This is a genomic window from Bradyrhizobium sp., from assembly GCF_016219575.1.
In the GTDB taxonomy this organism is placed as follows: domain Bacteria; phylum Pseudomonadota; class Alphaproteobacteria; order Rhizobiales; family Xanthobacteraceae; genus Bradyrhizobium.
Genome location: NZ_JACRMG010000023.1, coordinates 27,120 through 50,586, shown reverse-complemented (window position 1 = coordinate 50,586; position 23,467 = coordinate 27,120). Strand labels below are relative to the sequence as shown.

The window sequence follows — 23,467 nt, the reverse complement described above, 5'->3', positions numbered from 1 at the left end:
AGGTCGCGTCAGCCCGACGATGACGGGCGCAACGATATGACGCAGACACAGCTCGCGCAGGGCAATGCTCCCCTGCTTGCGGTTCGCGACGTCAGCGTCGTGTTCGGCGGCATCATCGCCTTGAATGGCGTCACCTTCGACATGCACAAGGGCCAGATCCTCGGATTGATCGGGCCGAACGGCGCCGGCAAGACGACGCTGTTCAACTGCCTCAGCCGCCTCTATCAGCCGTCCTCCGGCGACATCCTGATGGAAGGCGCCAGCATCCTGACGCGGCCGGCGCACAAGATCGCCGAGATCGGCATCGGCCGCACGTTCCAGAACGTGGCGCTGTTTCCCAATCTCTCGGTGATGGACAATGTCCGCATCGGCTGCCACGCGCGCACCTCCAGCGACATCATCAGCGACTCCATCAAGCTCGCCTGGGTCCGGCGCGGCGAAGCCGAGATCAACAGGAAGGTCGAGGAGATCCTCGCCTATCTCGAACTCGGGAACGTCGCCCATACGGTGGTCTCGGGCCTGCCCTTCGGCACCCAGAAGCGCGTCGAGCTGGCGCGCGCGCTGGCGGCCGATCCGAAGATCCTGCTGCTCGACGAGCCCGCCGGCGGCCTCAACCACGAGGAAGTCCACGTGCTCGGCGATCTGATCCGCCGTATCCGCGACGAGCGCCACATGACCGTGCTGCTCGTCGAACACCACATGGGCCTCGTGATGTCGATCGCCGACCATGTCGTGGCGCTGAACTTCGGCCGCAAGCTGGCCGAGGGAACACCGGCCCAGGTCCAGGCCAACCCGGACGTCATCAAGGCCTATCTCGGGAGCAAGGACCAATGACCGCGATGCTCAACGTCAAGGATCTGCGCGCCTATTACGGCCAGGTCCAGGCCCTGCACGGGCTGTCCTTCTCGCTCAACGAGGGTTCGCTGACTACGCTGCTCGGTGCCAACGGCGCCGGCAAGACCACCACGCTGCGGGCAATCTGCAACATGGTGCGATCGACCGGCGCGATCGAGTTCGAGGGCGCGCCGCTGTCCAGCAAGTCCACCGAGAACATCGTGCGGCTCGGCATCGCGCACGTGCCGCAAGGCCGCGGCACCTTTACCACCATGACGGTGGAGGAGAACTTGCAGCTGGGCGCGATCTCGCGCACGGACAAGGCCGGCATCGTTTCCGACATCGAGCGCATGTACGAGCACTTCCCGGTGCTGAAGGAACGCTACACCCAGCAGGCCGGCACGCTGTCGGGCGGCGAGCAGCAGATGCTCGCGGTCGCGCGCGCCCTGATGCTGCGTCCGCGCCTGATGCTGCTGGACGAGCCGTCGTTCGGACTTGCTCCGCTGGTGGTGCGCGACCTCTTCAAGATCCTCGGCAAGATCAACCGCGAGGAAAAGGTCACCATCCTGGTGGTGGAGCAGAACGCCCAGCTCGCGCTCGAGCTTGCCGACCAGGCCTATGTCATCGAAACCGGACGCATCGTGATGTCGGGTAACGCCAAGGACATCGCCAACAACGAAGACGTCCGCAAATCCTATCTGGGCTACTGAGGAGCCGGGGCAAATGGAACTCTTTGTCAACCAGATCCTGGCCGGCATCTCGACCGGTGCGATCTATGCCTGCATGGCGCTCGCGGTGGTCATGATCTACCAGGCGATCGACCATCTGAACTTCGCCCAGGGCGAGATGGCGATGTTCTCGACCTTCATCTCCTGGCAATTGATGCAGTGGGGCGTGCCCTACTGGTGGGCGTTCCTGCTCACGATTGCGATCTCGTTCGCCGGCGGCATCCTGATCGAGCGGCTGCTGTTCAAGCCGCTGGCGAAAGCGCCGGTGCTGACCAACGTCGCCGGCTTCATCGCGCTGTTTGCCATCGTCAACTCGGTCGCCGGCCTGATCTGGGACTTCACCATCAAGCAATATCCGACGCCGTTCGGCTCCTCGCCGTTCCTCGGCAGCCAGCTGATCTCGACCCATCAGGCCGGCATGATCGGCGTCACCCTGCTGATGCTGGTCGGGCTTTACCTGTTCTTCCAGTTCACCCGGATCGGCCTTGCGATGCGCGCCGCCGCCGCGCTGCCGGAATCGGCACGGCTCGTCGGCATCAACACCAGCTGGATGATCGCGCTCGGCTGGGGCATGGCGTCCGCGATCGGCGCGGTCGCCGGCATCCTGATCGCACCGGTCGTGTTCCTCGAACCGAACATGATGGGCGGCGTGCTGGTCTACGGCTTCGCTGCCGCCGTGCTCGGCGGCCTCACCTCGCCGCTTGGCGCCGTCGTCGGCGGCTTCCTGATGGGCGTCTTCGAGAATCTCGCCGGCACCTACATCCCCGCCGTCGGCAATGAACTGAAACTGCCGATCGCGCTTGCGCTGATCATTATCGTCCTGGTCTTCAAACCTGCCGGTCTGTTCGGCCGAGCCATCGTCAAGCGAGTCTGATCATGAGCGCAGCTGCAGAAGACGCCGTCACAGAAGCCCCGGCCGTCGAGGCCGTTCCGAAGCGCGCCATGACGCTGGGCACCGGCACCTCGCTGGCGATCCTGGCAGCGCTGCTCATCGCCCCGCTTTTCGTGAAGAACTTCATCGCCTTCCAGATGACGATGGTGATGATCTACGGGATCGCGGTGCTGGCGCTCAACATCCTGACCGGTGGGTCGGGCCAGTTCTCGCTCGGCCAGAGCGCGTTCTACGCGCTCGGCGCCTACACGTCGGCGGTCCTGATGGAAAACGCCAATGTGAACTACGCGCTGACGCTGCCGATCGCGGGGCTGGTCTCGTTCGGTGCCGGCTACCTGTTCGGCAAGCCGGCGCTGCGGCTTTCCGGCATCTACCTGGCGCTGGCCACTTTCGCGCTGGCGGTCGCCATGCCGCAGTTCCTGAAGCTGCATTTCTTCGAGTCATGGACCGGCGGTGTGCAGGGCCTCGTCGTCATGAAGCCCGATGCGCCGTTCGGCCTGCCGCTCAGCCAGGACAAATGGCTGTATTACTTCACGCTGGCGATCACGGTGGCGATCTATATCGGCTCGATCAACCTGCTGCGCTCGCGCTCGGGCCGCGCCTTCATGTCGATCCGCGACAACGAGATCGCGGCCTCGGCCATGGGTGTCGACGTCGCGAAATACAAGACGCTGGCGTTCGGCGTGTCCGCCGGCATTACCGGCATCGCCGGCGGTCTCAGTGCCATCGTCGTGGCGTTCGTGGCGCCCGACAGCTACACGATCAACCTCGCCATCTCGCTGTTCCTCGGCATGGTGGTCGGCGGTGTCGGCTGGCTGCCGGGATCGTTCGTCGGTGCCGCCTTCATCATCTTCGTGCCCAATATCGCCGAGAGCATCTCCAAGGGCCTTTCCGGCGCCGTGTTCGGCGTCCTGCTGTTCATCGTGATCTTCCTGGTGCCGCATGGCGCGAGGCAGGTGGCGATCGCTGCCCAACTGCTGATGGGCAAACTCAGGAAGTGACACCGGCAAGCCCGTCGGTCGCGGGCTCGATCGTTAATATTCCGCCGCACGGTCAACCGCGGGGCGGTTTGACCAAAGAACAGGCCCCCTGCGACCCCGTCGCCGGGGGCTTTTTGTTGCTGGCGGACGGCAGAAGGTATTGAATGAAGGCCAAGGGCCGCGAAGCGCCCGTCACCAACAACAAGACACAACAAACCGGATCCAGGGAGACCAGAATGCCCATCAATCAATTGCGACTGGGAGCCGTTGCGGCTGCCCTCGCATTGCTTGCCGCCACGAGCAGCCCCTCTTTCGCACAGAAGAAATACGACACCGGCGCCTCCGACACCGAAATCAAGATCGGCAACATCATGCCGTATTCGGGCCCGGCATCCGCCTATGGCGTGATCGGCAAGACCGAGGAAGCCTACTTCAAGAAGATCAACGCCGAGGGCGGCATCAACGGCCGCAAGATCAACTTCATCAGCTATGACGACGGCTACTCGCCGCCGAAGACGGTCGAGCAGGCGCGCAAGCTGGTCGAGAGCGACGAGGTTCTTTTGATCTTCAACCCGCTCGGCACGCCGCCGAACACGGCGATCCAGAAATATATGAACCAGAAGAAGGTGCCGCAGCTGCTCGTCGCCACCGGCGCCACCAAGTGGAACGACCCGAAGAACTTCCCGTGGACCATGGGCTGGCAGCCCAACTACCAGAGCGAATCGCAGATCTACGCCAAGTACATCATGAAGGAGAAGCCGAACGCCAAGATCGCGATCCTTTACCAGAACGACGATTACGGCAAGGACTACGTCAAGGGCCTGAAGGACGGCCTCGGCGCCAAGGCCGCCTCGATGATCGTGATGGAGGAAAGCTACGAGGTGTCGCAGCCCACCATCGATTCCAGCATCGTCAAGATGAAGGCGACCGATGCCGACGTGTTCTTCAACGTCACCACGCCGAAGTTCGCGGCGCAGGCGATCAAGAAGATGGCCGAGGTCGGCTGGAAGCCGCTGCACATCCTCAACAACGTGTCGGCCTCGGTCGGCACCGTGATGAAGCCCGCCGGGTTGGAGAATTCGCAAGGCATCATCTCCTCGCAATACATGAAGGATCCGACCGACACGCAATGGAAGGACGATCCGGGCATGAAGGCCTGGAACGAGTTCCTGGACAAGTACTATCCGGAAGCCAACCGTGCCGACGGCGCGGTAGTCTACGGCTACAACGTGGCCCAGGCACTCGTGCAGATCCTCAAGCAATGCGGCGACGACCTGACCCGCGAGAACGTGATGAAGCAGGCGGCGAACCTCAAGGACTTCGTACCCGGCGGCGTCCTGCCGGGCGTCAAGGCCAACACCTCGCCGACCGACTTCGCCCCGATCTCCCAGCTGCAACTCCAGCGCTTCAAGGGCGAGACCTGGGAACTGTTTGGTGAGATCCTGAGCGGCGACGTCGGCGGTTAACAACCGGCCCTGCTGCCCAAGGACGCAGCCCCTCGCGCCAAGGCGCGGGGGGCTTTTTGTTGTGATTGGACGGCTGAAATGCTACCTACGGCGCGCCAAAAACAGGTCCAACGGGCCGGGCAACTCGCAACTGGAACTCAACGGGAGAGAGACGTTAATGTCCGCCACTACCAAACTCGCGGTGCTTTCGACCGCACTCGCCGTGATCGCCGCTTCCTCGAGCGGCGCACTGGCGCAAAAGAAATACGATACCGGTGCAACCGATACCGAGATCAAGATCGGCAACATCATGCCCTATTCCGGTCCGGCGTCCGCCTATGGCGTGATCGGCAAGACCGAAGAGGCCTACTTCAAGAAGATTAACGCCGAGGGCGGCATCAACGGCCGCAAGATCAACTTCGTCTCCTACGACGACGGCTATTCGCCGCCCAAGACGGTTGAGCAGGCGCGCAAGCTGGTCGAGAGCGACGAAGTGCTGGTGGTTTTCAACCCGCTCGGCACGCCGCCGAACACGGCGATCCAGAAGTACCTGAACTCCAAGAAGGTGCCGCAGCTGTTCGTCGCCACCGGCGCCACCAAGTGGAACGATCCGAAGAACTTCCCCTGGACCATGGGCTGGCAGCCCAACTACCAGAGCGAGACCCAGATCTACGCCAAGTACATCCTGAAGAACTTCCCGAACGCCAAGATCGGCGTGCTCTACCAGAACGACGACTACGGCAAGGACTATCTGAAGGGCCTCAAGGACGGGCTGGGCGCCAAGACCTCGATGATCGTGCTCGAGGAGAGCTATGAAGTTTCAGCGCCGACCATCGACAGCCACATCGTCAAGCTGAAGGCCTCCGGCGCCGACGTGTTCGTCAACATCACCACGCCGAAATTCGCGGCGCAGGCGATCAAGAAGAACGCCGAGATCGGCTGGAAGCCGGTGCATTTCCTCAACAACGTGTCGGCCTCGGTCGGCAGCGTGATGAAGCCCGCCGGCTTCGAGAACGGCCAGGACATCATCTCCTCGAATTATCTGAAGGATCCGACCGACGCGCAGTGGAAGAGCGACGCCGGCATGAAGGCCTGGAACGAGTTCCTCGACAAGTACTATCCTGAAGCCAACCGCGCCGACGCCTCGGTCATGTACGGTTACACCGTGGCTCAGGGTCTCGTGCAGGTGCTCAAGCAGTGCGGCGACAACCTCACCCGCGAGAATGTGATGAAGCAGGCGGCGAGCATCAAGGATCTCGAGCTCGGTGGTCTGCTGCCGGGCGTCAAGGTCAACACCTCGGCGACCGACTTCGCCCCGATCTCGCAGCTGCAGCTGATGAAGTTCAAGGGCGAGACCTGGGAGCGCTTTGGTGAAGTCCTGAGCGGCGACGTCGGCGGTTAGGCTCTTCTCTTCGCTCGAAAACGCTCTCTGATCGCCGATTCCTATCGGCCGATAAGCAACGCACAAGACCCCCGCGAGCCGCGCTCGCGGGGGTTTTCTTTTGCGCGGAGAAATCGCATAACGGCCTCTGCTCACATCCTGGACCGTGAATGCGATGACCGACCGACGCCCTCTCCTGCGCGCGATTTTCGATGCGGCGGTTGCTGCGGCGCATCCCGCAACGGTGCTCGGCCGGCATCTGCCGCCTCCGCCGAAAGGCCGCGTGATCTGCCTTGCCGCCGGCAAGGGCGCCGCCGCGATGGCCGCGAGCGCCGAGCGGTACTACCTCGACACGTTGAAGCTCGAGCCGCAGCGATTGACCGGACTTGCCACCACCCGCCACGGCCACGGCGTGCCGACGCGGCGGATCAAGGTGATCGAGGCCGGCCATCCCGTCCCCGACGAGGCCGGGCTGAAGGCGGCCGACGACACGCTGCGGCTGGCGGCGGAAGCCACCGCCGACGATCTGCTGCTGGTGCTGCTCACCGGCGGCGGCTCCGCCAACTGGATCGCGCCGGTCGAGGGCGTGTCGTTCGCGCAGAAGCAGCAGGTCAACCGCGCGCTGCTGCGCTCCGGCGCGCCGATCGGCGAGATGAACGTGGTGCGCAAACATCTCTCGCGCATCAAGGGCGGCCGGCTGGCGCGCGCCGGCCAGCGTGCCGCCGGGATCGTGACGCTCGCGGTCTCGGACGTGCCGCATGACGACCCCTCCGCGATCGCCTCCGGCCCCACCGTGCCCGACCCGTCCACGCTGGCCGACGCACGCGCCATTGTCGCGAAATACAATCTCGCCATCGACGAGGCGGTGCGCCGCGCGCTCGACGATCCCAGCAACGAAAGCTGCAAGCCCGGCGATGCCGCCTTTGCCCGCGCAAGGTTCGAGCTGATCGCGAAGCCGAAGGCTTCGCACGAGGCCGCGGTCCGGGTTGCAAGGGATGCCGGGTACGAGACCATCGCACTCGGCGCCGACCTCGAAGGCGAGGCCCGCGAGGTCGCCGCCGAGCATGCGCGGATGGCGCTGAAGGCACGCGCCGAAGGCAGGCGCATCGCCATCCTGTCCGGCGGAGAACTGACTGTCACCGTGCGCGGCAACGGCCGCGGCGGCCCCAACCAGGAATACGCGCTGGCGCTGGCGGGGCTGTTGAAGGACACGCCCGATATCGCCGCGCTCGCGGCCGACACCGACGGCGCCGATGGCGGCGCCGGCAGCGCCACCGATCCGGCCGGCGCCGTCATCGATGCCGCGACTTTCTCGAAAATGAAATCGCTCGGCCTCGACGCCCAGGCCTATCTCGCCAACAACGATGCGACCGGATTCTTCGTGCAGACCGGCGATCTGCTGCTCACCGGACCGACGCTGACCAATGTCAACGACGTCCGGGTGATCCTGGTGGATTAGCAAACCCTCATGGTGAGGAGCGCGTCTTCGCGCGTCTCGAACCATGAGGCCACAGTCGGGCCTTCACCCTTCGAGACGCGCGCGTTGCGCGCTCCTCAGGATGAGGACTTCAATCACGCCCGGCTTCGTCAGGAATTCATTCCATGCCACGTCCCGGCTATCACCCAACCGCCGCATTAACGCTTCGTTCACCCCGTTCGCAGGATTTTGCCCGGATTTGACGCGGTACAAGGATGCAGTTCACCCGCTTCGGTCTGTAATGGCGGCCTCCTGAAAGCAGGAACGCCGCGAATGGCGACGGGGAAACGCCATATGACCGATCGTGACCAGCCCGCCATGGTCCCGGAGCCCGGGAATCTGCAGATGCGGCTCGAAGAAGCGCTGCACAATCTGTCGCTCGGCATTGTCATCTTCGACCGGGACCGCAGGGTCATTTTCTGCAACCGCCGCTATGTCGAGATGTACGGGCTGACGCCCGAGCAGGTGAAGCCGGGCACGCCGACCAGCGCGCTGATCCAGCACCGCTTGAATCTCGGCCTCAAGGTGCGGATGGCGCCCGAGCAATACATCCGCGAGCGCGTCGGCCGCGACATCGCGCTCGACACCACGGTCCAGGAATTCACCGACGGAAGGATCATCGCCTACGCGGTCCGCCCACTGCCCGACGGCGGCGGCATCGCCACCCATGAAGACATCACCGAGCGCGAGGAGCTCCACGCACGCCTGAAGCGGCAGTACGAGCTGGGCAGGGAGCAGGAAGAGGCGTTACGGATACGCAATGTCCAGTTCGACACCGCGATCAACAACATGTCGCAGGGCCTGTGCTTCTTCGACTCCGACCACAGGCTGATCGTGTGCAACGACCGTTTCACCGAAATGTACGACATTCCGCCCGACAAGGTCGGTCCCGGCACGCCGCTGACCGACATCGTCGACCTGCGCTATGAAGCCGGCAGCTTTCCCGCCATGTCGCGGGACGAATACCTGCTCTGGCGCACCAACGTTGCGGTATCCAACGAAGCCAAGGACAGCATCGTCGATCTGAAGAACGGCAAGACCTTCAAGATCCGGCACCGCCCGATGCCCGATCTCGGCTGGGTTGCGACTCACGAAGACATCACCGAGCAGCGCCAGGCCGAGGTCAAGATCGAGCACATGGCCCACCATGATGCGCTGACCGATCTCGCCAACCGGGCGTTGCTGAACGAGCGGCTCGAACAGGCTCTCGCCCGCTTCCACGGCGGGCAGATGGTGGCGGTGCATCACCTCGACCTCGATCAGTTCAAGGCGGTCAACGACACGTTTGGACATCCGGCTGGCGACAAGCTGCTCAGGATCGTCGCCGACCGCCTGCGCGCCCTGGCGCGCGAAACTGATACGATCGCGCGGATGGGCGGCGACGAATTCGTCATCGTGCAGGCGCCGGTCTCCGATCCCGCAGAAGCGACCATGCTGGCGCAGCAGATCATCGCCTGGATCAGCGAGCCCTACGAGATCGACGGCCAGCAGGCGAGCGTCGGCACCAGCATCGGCATCGCGGTCAGCCCCGGCGATGGCGATGCACCCGACAAGCTGCTGCGTAATGCCGATCTTGCGCTCTATCGCGCCAAGGGCGACGGCCGCGGCACGTTCCGCTTCTTCGAGCCCGCGATGGACGAGCAGATGCAGGCCCGCCGCATCATGGAGCAGGATCTGCGCAAGGCGCTGCCGGCCGGCGAGTTCGAGCTCTACTACCAGCCGGTGGTGAACCTGGAGAGCAACGAGATAAGCGGCTTCGAGGCCCTGATCCGCTGGAACCATCCGGAAGCCGGGCAGATTCCGCCGTCGACCTTCATTCCGCTGGCGGAAGAGATCGGCTTCATCGTGCCGCTCGGGGAATGGGTGATCCGCGAGGCCTGCTTCGCCGCGTCGCGATGGCCGGAGCATCTCAATGTGGCGGTCAATATCTCGGCCGCCCAGTTCCGCGGCTCGAGCCTGCTGCCGGTCATCGTGAATGCGCTGGCGGCTTGCGGCCTGCACCCGACGCGGCTGGAGATCGAGATCACCGAAACCGTGCTGCTGCAGGACCGCGAAGCGACGCTTGCGGTGCTACATCAACTGCGCGCACTCGGCATCCGCATCGCCATGGACGATTTCGGCACCGGCTATTCCTCGCTGACCTATCTGCAGTCGTTCCCGTTCGACAAGATCAAGATCGACCGCTCCTTCGTCAAGGACATCACGGAGAATGCCGGCTCGCTCTATATCGTGCGCGCGGTTGCGGCATTGGCGAACGGCATGGGCATGGCGGCGACCGCCGAGGGCGTCGAGACCGCCGAGCAGCTCGACAAGATCGCCGCCGTCGGCTGCACCGAGATGCAGGGATTTCTGTTCAGCAAGCCGCTACCCGTCGCCGAGATCGAACGGCTGTTCCTGTCACGGTTTCCGAAGCCGGTTGCTGCGAAGAATTCCGCCGTTGCGTAGGCGAGAAATTGCAGGGTAGGCAAAGCCAACGGGTCGCGCGAATGCGCGCCCGATGACAGGCTCCGCGTGCCCACCATCCCGAGCAGGCTTGACAAAGGTGGGCACGGCGCGTGCGCGCCTTTGCCCACCCTACGGGATGAGGTGCTATCTCAAAACTCGCGCGCGATCTTCGCGAGCATGTCCAGCAACGCGGCACGGTTGGCGGGGCCGAGCACCTCGTTGAGCCGTGCCTCGTGCTTGGTGGCGACCAGCTTCTTGGCACGGGCGAGCACCGCGCGGCCCTTGTCGGTCAGGGTCAGGATGTGCGAGCGGCGGTCGTTGGTCGAGCGCATCCGCGCGCAAAGGTCGCGGCTTTCCAGCCCGTCCAGCATGGCCACGAAATTCGGCCGGAGGATGCCGAGCGTGTTGGCGATCTCGGTCTGGTTGCGGCCGGGGTTGCGGTCGAGCAGCAGGAGCACGGAAAACTGCGCCGGCGTCAGCTGCAACGGGGCAACGCAATTGAGGAAGTCCTCGAAGACCCTGAGTTGCGCCCGCTTCAGCGAATAGCCCAGCAATTCAGAGAGTTCCCCGAGCTGCAGCGAGGCGGCCTCGTCAGCCCCCTCGCCATTCGCCTTGCGGGACGGACGGGGCGGCTTGGCGGCATCGACATCGGCAGTCTTGGAAACAGTCATCGCTCGAAGCTCGCAATCCCGCTAAAAAGGGCGCTCAGGGGACCCTCGGGCCGGTTAGGGCCTTGAGGTTATATTCGATAATTGTTATCCAATATATCAAATACCGGTAACTTTCAACCGGCGAAATGGGATGGCCGGGGCGCGCAAGCCGCGCCCCGCCGGAGGCGTGAGGGGGAGCGTCCGGTTTGAATACGACGATCATGCTGTTCCTGATCCAGGACGGCATCACAAATGGCGCGATCTACGCGCTGCTCGGGCTGGCACTGGTGCTGGTGTTCGCGGTCACCCGCGTCATCCTGATTCCGCAGGGCGAATTCGTCACCTACGGCGCGCTGAGCTATGCGATGCTGTGCGCCGGCCACGTGCCGGGCACGGTGTGGCTTGCCGCCGCCATGGGCGTCGTCGCCTTCGTCCTTGATCTGTTCGCTTCCCGCCGCGCGCTGCATCTGAAGAAGATCGGCCGCAGCCTCGCGCTCAACATCGCCTTTCCGGCCGTCATCCTCGCGGCTACCTGGCTGCTCGCCGGCCCCACGACGCCGATCGCGGTCAACATCGTGCTGGCGCTGCTGATCGTGGCGGCGATCGGCCTTTTCCTCTACCGCCTCGCGTTCCAGCCGCTGGCACATACGTCCGTGCTGGTGCTCTTGATCGCGTCCGTCGGCTGCCATCTGGCGCTGCAGGGCCTCGGCCTCGTCTTCTTCGGCGCGGAGGGCTTGCGCGGGCCCCCGCTTTCCACCGCCGCCTTCACCATCGGCGACCTGCGCTTCACCGGCCAGAGCATCGCCGTCTATGGCGTCACCATCGCTTTCATTGTCGCGCTGTGGCTGTTCTTCGGCGTCACGCTGATGGGCAAGGCGCTGCGCGCCACCGCGGTCAATCGGCTCGGCGCGCGCCTCGTCGGCATCCGCACCACGCTGTCGGGCCAGATCGCCTTCCTGCTGGCGTCCGTGATCGGCGCCATCTCCGGCATCCTGATCGTGCCGATCACCACGCTCTATTACGACACCGGATTCCTGATCGGCCTCAAGGGCTTCATCGCCGCGATCATCGGCGGCCTGGTCAGCTACCCCCTGACCGCCGTCGCCGCGCTGATCGTCGGGACGATCGAGGCCTTCTCTTCATTCTATGCCTCCAACTTCAAGGAAGTCATCGTGTTCACCCTGATCATCCCCGTGCTGGTGCTGCGCTCGCTCGCCGCACCCGCAGTCGAGGAAGAGAAGGACTGACGCCATGATCAACCGCTGGCCCCTCCTCGTCTTTGCCGCCGCGATGGCGGCGATCCCGCTGATCCCTGGCGTGCCGCCGTTCTGGATCGTGCTTCTGGACAATATCGGCCTCGCCGCACTGGTCGCGATGGGCCTGGTGCTGCTCACCGGCCTCGGCGGCCTCACCTCGTTCGGCCAGGCCGCGTTCTGCGGCTTCGGCGCCTACACCACCGCCGTGCTGACCACCGCCTACGGCGTCTCGCCCTGGCTGACGCTGCCGGCCTCGCTTGTCGTCAGCGGCATCGCCGCCGTGATCCTCGGCATCATCACGGTCCGCCTGTCCGGGCACTATTTGCCGCTCGGCACCATCGCCTGGGGAATCGGCCTCTATTATCTCTTCAGCAAGCTCGAATTCATCGGCCGCAACGACGGCATCTCCAACATTCCACCGCTGTCGATCGGCGCGACCAGGATGCTAAGCCCCGACACGATCTATTTCGTGATCTGGGCCGCGGTGCTGATCTCGGCGGTGCTGTCGATGAACCTGCTGGATTCCCGCACCGGCCGCGCTATCCGCGCGCTGCGCCGTGGGCACATCGCGGCGGAAGCCTTCGGCGTGCAGACCCCGCGCGCAAAACTGCTGGTGTTCATCTATGCCGCCGTGCTGGCCGGACTGTCCGGCTGGCTCTACGCGCATTTCCAGCGCGCCGTCACGCCGACGCCGTTCGGCGCGCATGCCGGCATCGAATATCTCTTCATAGCCGTGGTCGGCGGCGCCGGCTATGTCTGGGGCGCCGTGCTGGGCGCCGGCATCGTCGTGATCCTGAAGGAAGTGCTGCAGAGCTATCTACCCTATATTTTCGGCGGCAAGTCGCAGCTCGAGACCATCGTGTTCGGCATCCTGCTGGTGCTGCTGCTGCAGCTGGCGCCGACCGGCGTGTGGCCCTGGCTGATGTCGTGGCTGCCGTTCAAGTTCGGCCGCAAGCATCCCGACACGGCGCTGACCCTGCCGGCGCGCGTGCGCTCGCCGACCGAACCTTCGGTGCTGCTGCAGATCGAGCAGGCGCGAAAGGTGTTCGGCGGCGTGATCGCGGTCAACGACGTCTCTTTCGACGTGCAGGCGCGCGAGATCGTGGCGCTGATCGGTCCCAACGGGGCCGGCAAGAGCACGACCTTCAACCTGATCACGGGCGTGTTGACCTCGACCGGCGGCACCATCTCCTTCCTCGGCAAGCATGTCGACAACGCGCCGCCGCAGGAGATCGTCAAGCTCGGCATCGCCCGCACCTTCCAGCACGTCAAGCTGGTGCCCGACATGACCGTGCTGGAGAACGTCGCGATCGGCGCGCATCTGCGCGGGCAATCCGGCGCGATCTCCAGCATGCTGCGGCTCGACCGCGCCGACGAGGCGCGGCTGCTGGCGGAAGCAACCCGGCAGATCGAGCGCGTCGGGCTCGGCGACCAGATCAACCAGCTCGCAGGCTCGCTCTCGCTCGGCCAGCAGCGCATCGTCGAGATTGCGCGTGCGCTGTGCGTCGATCCCGTGCTGCTGCTGCTCGACGAGCCGGCCGCTGGCCTGCGCCACATGGAAAAGCAGCGGCTCGCCGCGCTGTTGCGTCAGCTCCGCGACGGCGGCATGTCGGTGCTGCTGGTCGAGCACGACATGGGATTCGTGATGGATCTCGCCGACCGCGTCGTGGTGCTCGACTTCGGCACCAAGATCGCCGAAGGCACGCCCGAGGCGATCAAGAGCAACCCCGAAGTGATCAAGGCCTATCTCGGAGCGGTGGCATGAGCGCGCTGTTGGGTGTCAGCGATGTTCACATCGCCTATGGCAAGGTCGAGGCCGTGCGCGGGGTTTCGCTCGAGGTCGCCGACAACGAGATCGTCACCATCATCGGCGCCAACGGCGCCGGCAAGAGCACGCTGCTCAACGCCGTCATGGGCGTGCTGCCGCTGAAGGGCCGCGTCGGCTTTGCCGGCGAGGACATGGCGCGGCTCGAGATCGAGGACCGCGTCGCGCTGGGCCTTAGTCTGGTTCCGGAGCATCGCGAGCTGTTCGCGACCATGAACGTCGAGGACAATCTGCAGCTCGGCGCGTTCCGCATTGCCAAGGCGACCGCCGCGCAGTCGTTCGAGCGCGTCTACACGCTGTTCCCGCGGCTGAAGGAGCGGCGCAAGCAGCTCGCCGGCACGCTGTCCGGCGGCGAGCAGCAGATGCTGGCCATGGGTCGCGCGCTGATGGGCGCGCCGCGGCTGCTGATGCTGGACGAGCCGAGTCTCGGGCTGGCGCCGATCATCGTCGCCGACATCTTCCGCACCATCGGCGAGCTGCGCGCCGCCGGTGTCTCGGTGCTGCTGGTCGAGCAGAACGCGCAGGCTGCGCTGAAGATCGCCGACCGCGCCTACGTGATGGAGCTCGGCGAGTTCGTGCTGAACGGCTCCGCGCAGGACATCGCTAGCAACCAGCGCGTCGCCGCCAGCTATCTCGGCTTCCAGCACGAAGGCGACAGCGCGGTTTAGAGGTGAAAAGGAAAAGCCGGTCCCTTTGCAGGGACCGGCTTGATCTTCGACTCAACTCTGAAGAGCCTCACTTCACCATCTGGTACTTGCCGCCCTTCACCGTCAGCAGGATGCGGGCGCGGTCGTCGACGCCGTAGCGGTCCTTTTCGGTGAAGTTGTAGACGCCCTGGCTGGCGGCGATTTCGCGTTCGGTCAGCAGCGCCTGGCGGATGGCTTCGCGGAATTCCGGCGTACCGGGCTTGGCCTTCTTCAGCGCCACCGGCACCACGCGCTCCAGCACCAGGAAAGCGTCGTAGGAATGGCCGGCGAACTGGCTGCGGCTGTTGGGGCCGTACTTGGCTTCATAGGCCTTGTTGAGCGCAAGACCCGGCTTCTTGGTCAGCGCGCTGTCGGGCTGGTCTTCGGGATCCATCACCGGGCCCGAGGCCATCAGCACGCCCTCGGCGGCAGCCCCCGCGATGCGGATGAAGTCCATGCTGGCGGCGCCGTGGGTCTGGTAGATCAGGCCCTTGTAGCCGCGCTCGCGCAGCGTGGTCTGCGGCAGCGCGGCGGCAGTGCCGGAGGCACCGATGAGGATCGCGTCGGGGTTGGCGGCGACGAGCTTCAGCGCCTGGCCCGCGACGGAGGTGTCCGGACGCGCAAAGCGCTCTTCGGCGACGAGGTTGATTCCCATCGGCACGGCCTGGTTCTTGAGATCGTTGAACCAGAGATCGCCGTAGGAATCGGAGTAGCCGATGTAGCCGATGGTCTTGACGTTGTTCTTCTTCATGTGGTCGTACATGACCTTGCCGACGATCGGAATCGGCTGCGGCATCGCCACCGACCACTTGGCGCGCTCCGGCGTAATCGGGAACGGCGCCAGCCCGAGATGCGGGATGCCCGCCTCGTTGGCGACGTTGGCGACCGCGATGCTCGACGGCGTCGTCGAGGAACCCATGATGATGTCGGCCTTCGACTCCGTCACGAAGCGGCGGGTGTTGGTGGTCGCGGTCGTGGGATCGCCGGCGTCATCGAGCGTGATGACCTTCAGCGGCACGCCGCCGATTTCCTTGGCGACGAATTCCAGCGAGTTGCGCTCGGGGATACCGAGCGCCGCGGCCGGACCGGTGGTCGAGATCGAGATGCCGATCACGATCTCGTTGCTCTGCGCAAGCGCCGCATTCGGCAGCACCAGCACCGCAGCAACCGCGGCGGACAGCAAGAACTTCTTCATTAACTCCTCCCTTGGACGTTATGTTTGTTAGATCAAAGAATAGTAGAGGGTTCAGCCCCTTCTTTAGGTGGTGTGGCGGGGCAAGTCAGCCCTGCATGAACTTGTCGATGATCTCCTGCGGCACGGGGGCGGATTTCAGCTTGTCGGGATCGTCGGGATGCTTGCCGACCAGCACGCGGGTCTCCCACGCCTCGATCGCCAGCGCATCTGCCTTGTACACCTTGTGCGTCACCTCGAAGCTCGAACGCTTGAAGTTCTCGATGCGGCTCTCGATGGCGATCCAGTCGCCATGGGTGGAGGGGATGTAGAATTTCGCCCGCGTGTCCACCATGGGGATGCCCACCAGGCCGTATTTGTGGATCAGGTCCTGCTTGGAATAGCCGGCTGCCTCGAACAGGATCGAAGTGGAGTCGTCGAACATCGCGAAGTAGCGCGGATAGTAGACGATGTTCGCGGGATCGCAATCACCCCACTGGATCTGCACGTCGCGCCGGTTGACGAACATGCGTTTACCTCAGCGCGGCGCCATGCGGAGTGCGCCATCAAGCCGCACCACCTCGCCGTTCAGATAGGGATTGTCGATCATGTGCGCGGCAAGCGAGGCGAACTCTTCCGCGTGGCCGAGCCGGCGCGGGAACGGGATCGCGGCAGCGAGCGAGTCCTGCGCTTCCTGCGGCAGGTTGGCGAGCAGCGGCGTGAGGAACAGGCCGGGCGCGATGGTGAGCACGCGGATGCCGAACTGCGCGAGTTCGCGCGCGATCGGCAGCGTCATGCCGACGATGCCGCCCTTGGAGGCCGAATAGGCCGCCTGCCCGATCTGGCCGTCATAGGCGGCAACGGAAGCGGTGTTGATCACCACGCCGCGCTCGCCGGTCGCAAGCGGCTCGAGCTTCGACATTGCCGTCGTGGCGAGCCGGATCATGTTGAAGGTGCCGTTGAGGTTGACCTGGATCACCCTGTCGAAATCGGCAAACGGCATCGGTCCTTCCTTGCCGATCACACGCTTGGCGACGCCGATGCCGGCGCAGTTCACCAGCACGCGCGCAGGCCCATGCGCCTTCTCGGCGGCGGCAACCGCGGCCTCTGCCGAAGCGGCATCGGCAACGTTGCAGGTGACGGCAACGCCCTTGATTTCGGCGGCGACGCTTTCGGCCAGCTTCGTGTTGAGATCGCACACTGCGACCTTCGCGCCGAGCGAGGCCAGCCGCCGCGCCGTGGCGGCTCCCAGTCCCGATGCACCGCCGGTGACGATGGCTGCCTGATCCTTCAACTGCATGACGTTCTCCTTTGGAAACCCGTTGGTTCAGCCGAGCGCAATGATTTGCGCCGGCGGTTGTTCTGCGTAAAGCGTCTCGATCAGGCCGCTGCGATGCTCCAGCACCGCGCGCTGGTTGATCGAGCCCTTGTCGGTGACCTCGCCGCGGTCGATCGACAGCGGCGCATCGAGCAGCACCGCGCGCGTGATGCGGGTCGACGAGCCGGTGGCGGTCGCAAGAAACTTTGCAAAGCGCTCGCGGAAGGCGGCGCGAACCAGCGGGTCGGCGGCGACGACTGCGAGGTCGTCATGCGGCAGCGTCGGATTGATCAGCCGGCAGCCGTCGAGGTCGAGCACCACCAGCGCCGAGATCTCGTCGCGGTTGATGCCGGCAATGACGACGTCGCGCACCAGCGGCGCGCAGGCCGCCACGAAGCGCGCCCTCAAGGGGCCGACGGAAACCCAGGTGCCGCTGGCGAGCTTAAAGTCCTCGCCGATACGGCCGTCGAAATCGAAGCCGGCATTGAAGTCGTCGGGATCGGCGGGCTTCAGCGCGTCGCCGAGTTTGTAAAAGCCTTCCTCGTCGAACGCGGCCGCAGTGAGATCGGGCTTGCGCCAGTAGCCGGGCATCACGTTCGGCCCCTTGGCGCGGACTTCGAGCTTGCCGTTGTTCGGCAGCAGCTTTGCGTCATTGCCCGACACCGGCAGGCCGACATGGCCGGAGCGGCTGGTGAGGGGATTGACCGACATGAAGAACGGCGCGGTTTCGGTGGAGCCCAAGCCTGTCAGCATCGGTACGCGATAACCCTTGGCCTGCACCGCGAGCTCGTCGAGGCTGTTCCAGACGAAGGGCGACAGCGCCGCGCCCGAGAAGAACATCGCATGCAGCCGGGCGAAGAATTTCTCCCGCAACGCCCGATCGTCGCGCAGATAGGGCAGCAGCGATTCGTAGCCTTTCGGTACGTTGAAATAGACCGTCGGCGAAATCTCCCTGAGATTGCGCACGGTCTCCTCGATGCCGCCGGGCATTGGCTTGCCCTCGTCGAGATACATCGAGCCGCCATTGTACAGCGTCAGCCCGATGTTGTGATTGCCGCCGAAGGTGTGGTTCCACGGCAGCCAGTCGACGATGACGGGCGGCTCGTCCTTCAGGAAAGCCAGCGTCTCGCGCAGCATCACCTGGTTGGCGCAGATCATGCGCTGGGTGTTGATGACGGCCTTGGGATTGCCGGTCGAGCCGGAGGTGAGCAGGAATTTGGCGATCGTGTCCGGCCCGATCGCGGCATGGATGGCGTCGAGATCGGGATGGAGCGGCGCGGCCATGAGATCGGCGAGCGTCGTCACCGTGCGGCCGGGCACATTGCCGAAGGAAGCGGCGATCTCCACGCCCTCGGGCACATTCGCCGACAAGGCGTCGGCAAACTTGTCGGCGTCGTCGGCGAACACGAGACCGGGAGTGAGCAAGCCCATGACATAGCCGAGCTTGCCGTAATCCCTTGAGATCAGCGAATAGGCCGGCGACACCGGGCAGAAGGGAATGCCTGCGTAAAGCGCACCGAACGCCAGCAGCGCGTGATCGATCGAATTGCCGGAGAGGATCGCGACCGGCCGTTCCGCCGAGAGCCCGCGCGCCAGCAGGGCGGAGGCGATGTGGCGGCTGGAGACCAGGAGCTCCGCATAGGTGATCTCGCGCCAGCCGCCGCTCTTGTTGCGCTCGGCCATGAACACGCGATCGGGCTGGGCAGCGGCCCAATGATGCAGGCGGTCGGTGATGCGCACGGGATAATCGCCGAGCGGCGTCTTCGGACGCAGATAGATGGTGCCGTCGGCGCGGCGCTCGACATTGACGGCGGGCGTGCCGAACGAGATCGCGCGCAACGGATGGCTCGAGGCGCCGCGCGCGCCGCCGTCGACGGCAGATTTGCTGGGCTTCGCGCTCATTTGTTCGGCTTCACCTTGGCCGTCTTGTGATCGAGAAAGGCGCGGATGCGGCGCTTGGCCTCCTTGTCGCTCTGCGCCACCGTCGCCATCAGCGATTCCATCAGAAGGCCGGTCTGCGGATTGGCTTCCGCGATCATCGGCAGCGCCTGCAGCACGGCGAAATTCGTCAGCGGCGCATTGGCAGCGACGCGCTCGGCGATCTCCAGCGCCTTGGCCAGCGACCCGCCGGCCTCGGTCAGATATTGCGAGAAGCCGTAGGAAGCGCCCTCGGTCGCGGAATAGACGCGGCCCGTCAGCATCATGTCCACCATGCGCGGCACGCCGATCAGCCGCGGCAGCCGCACCGATCCGCCGCCGCCGACGAAGATGCCGCGCTGGCCCTCGGGCAGTGCGAAATAGGCCGACGGCTCGGCGACGCGGATATGCGCGGCGCAGGCAAGCTCCAGCCCGCCGCCGATGACAGCGCCCTGCAGCGCCGCGATCACGGGCACGCGGCTGTACTGGATGCGGTCGAACACGCGGTGCCACATCTGGGAATGCAGCAGCCCTCCGGTGGCATCGTGGTCGGTCAGTTCGGAGAGGTCGAGGCCGGAGGAGAAATGGTCGCCGACGCCATGGACCACGACGGCGCCGACGCCGTCGGGGAGATTGGCGAAGCAGTCGCCGATGGCGAGGATGATGCCGTCATTGAGCGCGTTGCGCTTGGCGGGGCGGTTGAGGCCCACGGTCAGCACCGCGCCTTTCTGCCCGATCTGCAGCAGTTCTCCTTGGCCCGCAGCTTGCGCGGGGACGGCGTTTCCCATGGGTTTATTGCTTCCGTTTCAGAATAGTTATATTTTATAACGAATAGGGCAGGAGTCAACAAGGCGCGCCGGGCGCAACCCTCCCCTGCAAGGTGGGTAAAATGGCCTCACAACACCTTGTGGACGTCGATAACGACCCGGTCGGCGTGGCGGGCGGCGGAGGCTACGAAAATGTGCTCCATCAGCCAGCGGTATTTTGCGGCGCCGGTCTCGAATTTCGGCACAGTGCGGAAATAGATCAATTTGGGGTCGACCGGCTCGCCGCGCTTCAGCTTCTGCAGGAGCTCGACCGGCCCGAAGCGGATGCCCTTGTTCTCGACATAGACCACGGCGCCGTCGTCGGTCTCGAAGGCATATTTGGCTTCGAGGTCGATCAGCTCGTTGGGACGGATGATCTGGAAATCGGCGCCGAACGGCAGCACCTTGCCGTTGATCTCACCGCTCACCTCGCCGCCGACGATCGGAATGATGCGGCGGACGCCGTGGCCGATGTCGCCGGCAGTCGTCACTTCCGCAATGCGCGCGGTGATGGTGAAGACGTATTTCGTTTCGATCGACTGGACCATGGCGTGGAGTCCTAAAGCGCGGGCATGACCTTGCCCGAAAACCGGTGCCCACACTTCGGGGGCATGCTCAATGTGCCATCATGCGGGCCGGCAGCCACAGCGCCAGCATCGGAAATGCGATCAGGATCACCAGCCGGATCAGGTCGGTCACCACGAACGGGATGACGCCGCGGAAGATCGTCGAGAACGTCACGTCCTTCACCACGCTCTTGATCACGAACACGTTCATGCCGACCGGCGGATGGATCAGGCCGAGCTCGACCGTCATGACGATGATGACGCCGAACCAGATCGGGTCGAAACCGAGATGGATGATGACCGGGAAGATGATCGGCACCGTGAGGATGATCATCGCCATCGCATCCATCAGGCAGCCGAGCACCAGGTACATCACCATGATGAGGGCGAGAATGCCGTAGGGACCGAGCCCGAGGCCGGTGAGAAGTTCCGTGACCTTCTGCGGGGTCTGCGTCACCGTCAGGAAATAACCGAAGATCAGCGCGCCGATCAGCACGGTGAAGACGGCAGCTGCCGTACGCGTCGCCTGCAACAGCGAGGCGAGGATCTTCTCCCTGTCGAGCCGGCCGGTGAGGACGCCGATCAGGAATGCGCCGGTGGCGCCGACACCGCCGGCTTCCGTAGGCGTGAAGCGCGGCAGGAACGGCAGGCCGTAAAGCCCGCCGATCACGAAGATGAACAGCAGCACCGGCGCCCAGATGCTCTTCAGACCGGCGAAGCGCTCGCGCCAGGGGATCGGCGTGCCCCTCGGCAGGAAATCCGGCCTGACATAGCCGATCAGCGCGATGGTCAGCATGTACATGGTCATCGCGAGCAGGCCCGGAATGATGCCGGCGATGAACAGCTTTCCGATGTCCTGCTCGGTGATGATGCCGTAGACCGCAAGCACGGTGGACGGCGGCAGCATGGCCCCCAGCGTGCCGCCGGCCGCGATCACGCCGGTGGCAAAGGACTGCGGATAGCCGAAACGGCGCATTTCCGGATAGGCCACGGCGGAGAAGGTCGCGGCGGTCGCCACCGACGAGCCGCAGATCGCGGCAAAGCCGCCACAGGCGCCGACGGTGGCGATGCCGAGCCCGCCGCGCAGATGGCCGACGAAGCCGTTGGCGGCGCGGAACAGCTCGCGGCTCATGCCGGAATTGGACACGAAGGTGCCCATCAGCAGGAACATCGGAATCACGCCAAAGGTGTAGTCGGTGACCGTGCGCATCGAGGTCTGGCCGACCAGCTTCAGCGCCGGCGTGAAGCCGACGAGATAGCCGAAGCCGCAGACACCGACGAGGCCCATCGCCATGCCGACGGGCACGCGCAGCAGCATCAAGGCAAACAGCGCAACAAATCCCAGGACTGCGACCGCGTCGGTGCTCATCCCCTACTCCACGGTCTTGATCTTGGTTTCCTGCATCTCCTCGGGATGGAAGATCAGGCGATACGTGCGGATCGCGATCAGCAGCACGGCGGCGAAATCGCCTGCCCAGGCCAGCGCGAAGAACGGCCAGGTCGGCATGTGCATGTCGAAGGTCAGCACATTGTCGTTGTAGGTGCCGCGTACCTTGTCGAACAGGGTCCAGGTCTGTACCGCCACCACGAACAGCAGCACCAGCGTGGCGAACACGTCGATCACGCGCTGGTATTTCGGGCCGACATTGGCCCAGACCAGGTCCACCGTGATGTGGCCGCCGCGATAGCTGGTGGCCGCGATGCCCCAGAAAATCAGGATGCCGAGCATCATGCGCCCGATATCGAAGGAATCCGGGATGGTGTAGCTGAGCGTGTTGCGCAGGATCACGGCAAGGAAGATGTTAAGCGCAACGATGCCGACAAAGGCGGCCGCGATCCATTCGATCGTGTCGATGAACCGGTCCATCCACGCGCGATTCATGTCCGCTTCCGAAGGGCTGACCAGGATAAGGAAAAGACGCGGCGGACGATCCGCCGCGCCGGGCTACGGGTTCGGGCGCTAATCTGCCAGCGCCTTGTACTTCTTCAGCGTGGCGCGCAGGTCGGCCATCGCCGGGTCCGGCTCGACGCCGCTCTTCTTGACGCCCTCGGCCCAAGTCTTGGCCAGCGGCTCGGACGCCTTCTTCCACAGCGCGATCTGCTCGGGCGTGAGCTTGTAGACCTCGTGGCTCGGTTCCGCCTTGATCTTGGCGATGCCGGCGTCCTCCATCTTGCCCCAGTGTTCCCCGACCTTGCCGGCGGTCTCGGTGTTGCAATTGTTGTCGATCGCCTTCTTCTGCTTGTCGGACATCTGGTTGTACTTGTCCTTGTTCATCACGAAGGCGAAGGTCGTGACATAGAGCGGCGCGTCCATGTCGTACTTGGTCACCTTGTCGATGCCGAACAGCAGCAGCGAGCCCCACGGGAAGGTGACGGCGTCGGCGACGCCGCGCTCGATGATGTCGCGCACTTCCGGCGCCGAGGACTGCACGTTGGTGCCGCCGAGCGACGTGACGAAGTTCGCCATGGTGGCGTGCGCCGGGCGGATCTTCATGCCCTTGACGTCGTCGGGCACGACGATCTTCTTGCTGCGGGAATGGAACGACGACGGCGAATGGATGAAGCCGAGGCAGAACTTGACGTCCTTCATCTCCTTGTCGGCATATTTGCGATACCATTCGTCCAGCGCCATCGAGCCGCCCTTGGCGTCCGACATCAGGAACGGCAGCTCGCCCGCGCCGATGACCGGGAAGCGGCCGGGCTGGTAGCCGGGATTGACATAGGTGACATCGGCGATGCCGTCGCGCGCCATGTCGTAGTGGTCGAAGGCCTTGCCGAGCTGCTGCGCCGGAAACACCTTCGATTTGATGGTGCCGCCGGAGTCCTTTTCGACTGCGGCAGCCCAGTCTTCCAGCGACTTCTGCAGCGGGTGCGAGGCCGGCACCCAGTGCGAAATCTTCAGCTCGAAGGTTTTTTCCTGCGCCAAAGCGGGCGTCACGCCGGCGGCAAACAGCAGCGCCAGACAGGTCATCCTCATCTTCATCGACGTCCTCTCCCATTTGAAGGCCGGCTTGGCTCCGGCTCATTAATTAACATGTTATCTAGTTTGCGCTGCCTTGCAAGACGGAACAGACCGGCTTCGACCTTAGG

21 protein-coding genes are annotated in these 23,467 nt (G+C 64.5%); 11 read left to right on the top strand and 10 right to left on the bottom strand.

The genetic code is table 11. The features are described from left to right. Positions 1–36 precede the first annotated feature (36 nt). The 8 genes from HZB49_RS18610 (at position 37) to HZB49_RS18575 (ending at position 10,182) form a co-directional block, all read left to right on the top strand. Complete coding sequence (locus tag HZB49_RS18610; RefSeq protein ID WP_291613992.1) at positions 37–834, top strand: ABC transporter ATP-binding protein; 798 nt, start codon at positions 37–39, stop codon at positions 832–834. Then, positions 831–1,544, top strand: coding sequence for an ABC transporter ATP-binding protein (locus tag HZB49_RS18605; RefSeq protein ID WP_291613990.1), 714 nt, complete (start codon positions 831–833; stop codon positions 1,542–1,544). Before HZB49_RS18610 ends, HZB49_RS18605 begins: the two co-directional genes overlap by 4 nt. A 13-nt stretch (positions 1,545–1,557) precedes the next feature. Then, entirely contained in the window at positions 1,558–2,436 is an 879-nt protein-coding gene (locus HZB49_RS18600; RefSeq protein WP_291613988.1) for a branched-chain amino acid ABC transporter permease, read from the top strand. A 2-nt stretch (positions 2,437–2,438) separates the two neighbouring features. Then, the gene (locus tag HZB49_RS18595) at positions 2,439–3,455 is read left to right on the top strand and encodes a branched-chain amino acid ABC transporter permease (RefSeq protein WP_291613985.1); all 1,017 of its coding nucleotides are present in this window, start codon (positions 2,439–2,441) and stop codon (positions 3,453–3,455) included. Between the two features lie 215 nt (positions 3,456–3,670). Then, entirely contained in the window at positions 3,671–4,900 is a 1,230-nt protein-coding gene (locus tag HZB49_RS18590) for an ABC transporter substrate-binding protein (protein WP_291613984.1), read from the top strand. Positions 4,901–5,057: 157 nt separating this feature from the next. Continuing rightward, entirely contained in the window at positions 5,058–6,281 is a 1,224-nt protein-coding gene (locus HZB49_RS18585; protein ID WP_291613981.1) for an ABC transporter substrate-binding protein, read from the top strand. A 154-nt stretch (positions 6,282–6,435) separates the two neighbouring features. Continuing rightward, positions 6,436–7,719: a glycerate kinase gene (locus HZB49_RS18580; protein WP_291613980.1), complete on the top strand. Its 1,284-nt coding sequence runs from the start codon at positions 6,436–6,438 to the stop codon at positions 7,717–7,719. A 312-nt stretch (positions 7,720–8,031) separates the two neighbouring features. Continuing rightward, complete coding sequence (locus HZB49_RS18575) at positions 8,032–10,182, top strand: EAL domain-containing protein (protein ID WP_291613979.1); 2,151 nt, start codon at positions 8,032–8,034, stop codon at positions 10,180–10,182. 149 nt (positions 10,183–10,331) lie between these two features. On the opposite strand, the gene HZB49_RS18570 is transcribed toward HZB49_RS18575, so the two are convergent. Then, the gene (locus HZB49_RS18570; protein ID WP_291613978.1) at positions 10,332–10,853 is read right to left on the bottom strand and encodes a MarR family transcriptional regulator; all 522 of its coding nucleotides are present in this window, start codon (positions 10,851–10,853) and stop codon (positions 10,332–10,334) included. 185 nt (positions 10,854–11,038) lie between these two features. Between HZB49_RS18570 and HZB49_RS18565 the strand changes: the two genes are divergently transcribed. From HZB49_RS18565 to HZB49_RS18555, 3 genes are read left to right on the top strand one after another with little or no spacing between them, the layout of a single operon-like run. Next, the gene (locus HZB49_RS18565; protein WP_291613977.1) at positions 11,039–12,079 is read left to right on the top strand and encodes a branched-chain amino acid ABC transporter permease; all 1,041 of its coding nucleotides are present in this window, start codon (positions 11,039–11,041) and stop codon (positions 12,077–12,079) included. Between the two features lie 4 nt (positions 12,080–12,083). Continuing rightward, positions 12,084–13,853, top strand: coding sequence for a branched-chain amino acid ABC transporter ATP-binding protein/permease (locus HZB49_RS18560; RefSeq protein WP_291613975.1), 1,770 nt, complete (start codon positions 12,084–12,086; stop codon positions 13,851–13,853). Further along, on the top strand, positions 13,850–14,581 hold the full coding sequence (locus HZB49_RS18555) for an ABC transporter ATP-binding protein (RefSeq protein ID WP_291613973.1): 732 nt from the start codon (positions 13,850–13,852) through the stop codon (positions 14,579–14,581). Before HZB49_RS18560 ends, HZB49_RS18555 begins: the two co-directional genes overlap by 4 nt. 67 nt (positions 14,582–14,648) lie before the next feature. On the opposite strand, the gene HZB49_RS18550 is transcribed toward HZB49_RS18555, so the two are convergent. The 9 genes from HZB49_RS18550 to HZB49_RS18510 all read right to left on the bottom strand — a co-directional run bounded on the left by HZB49_RS18550 (position 14,649) and on the right by HZB49_RS18510 (position 23,354). After that, positions 14,649–15,794 carry an ABC transporter substrate-binding protein gene (locus tag HZB49_RS18550; protein WP_291613971.1) on the bottom strand — a complete coding sequence of 382 codons (1,146 nt, stop codon included), beginning with the start codon at positions 15,792–15,794 and terminating at the stop codon, positions 14,649–14,651. Positions 15,795–15,879: 85 nt separating this feature from the next. Next, on the bottom strand, positions 15,880–16,299 hold the full coding sequence (locus HZB49_RS18545) for a thioesterase family protein (protein WP_291613969.1): 420 nt from the start codon (positions 16,297–16,299) through the stop codon (positions 15,880–15,882). Between the two features lie 9 nt (positions 16,300–16,308). After that, positions 16,309–17,070: an SDR family NAD(P)-dependent oxidoreductase gene (locus HZB49_RS18540; RefSeq protein WP_291613967.1), complete on the bottom strand. Its 762-nt coding sequence runs from the start codon at positions 17,068–17,070 to the stop codon at positions 16,309–16,311. Between the two features lie 27 nt (positions 17,071–17,097). Continuing rightward, a complete protein-coding gene (locus HZB49_RS18535; RefSeq protein WP_291613965.1) occupies positions 17,098–18,990 on the bottom strand; it encodes a feruloyl-CoA synthase in 1,893 nt (630 codons plus the stop codon). Further along, positions 18,987–19,793 carry a crotonase/enoyl-CoA hydratase family protein gene (locus tag HZB49_RS18530; protein ID WP_291613963.1) on the bottom strand — a complete coding sequence of 269 codons (807 nt, stop codon included), beginning with the start codon at positions 19,791–19,793 and terminating at the stop codon, positions 18,987–18,989. The genes HZB49_RS18535 and HZB49_RS18530 overlap by 4 nt, the downstream gene beginning before the upstream one ends. Positions 19,794–19,900: 107 nt before the next feature. Then, positions 19,901–20,359 (bottom strand): DUF3237 domain-containing protein, encoded by a 459-nt coding sequence (locus HZB49_RS18525; RefSeq protein WP_291613961.1) that lies wholly within the window; start codon positions 20,357–20,359, stop codon positions 19,901–19,903. 67 nt (positions 20,360–20,426) lie between these two features. Then, a complete protein-coding gene (locus tag HZB49_RS18520) occupies positions 20,427–21,746 on the bottom strand; it encodes a TRAP transporter permease (RefSeq protein WP_291613959.1) in 1,320 nt (439 codons plus the stop codon). A 3-nt stretch (positions 21,747–21,749) separates the two neighbouring features. Then, entirely contained in the window at positions 21,750–22,259 is a 510-nt protein-coding gene (locus HZB49_RS18515; RefSeq protein WP_291613958.1) for a TRAP transporter small permease, read from the bottom strand. A gap of 78 nt (positions 22,260–22,337) precedes the next feature. Further along, positions 22,338–23,354 (bottom strand): TRAP transporter substrate-binding protein, encoded by a 1,017-nt coding sequence (locus HZB49_RS18510; protein WP_291614504.1) that lies wholly within the window; start codon positions 23,352–23,354, stop codon positions 22,338–22,340. Between the last annotated feature and the right edge of the window lie 113 nt (positions 23,355–23,467).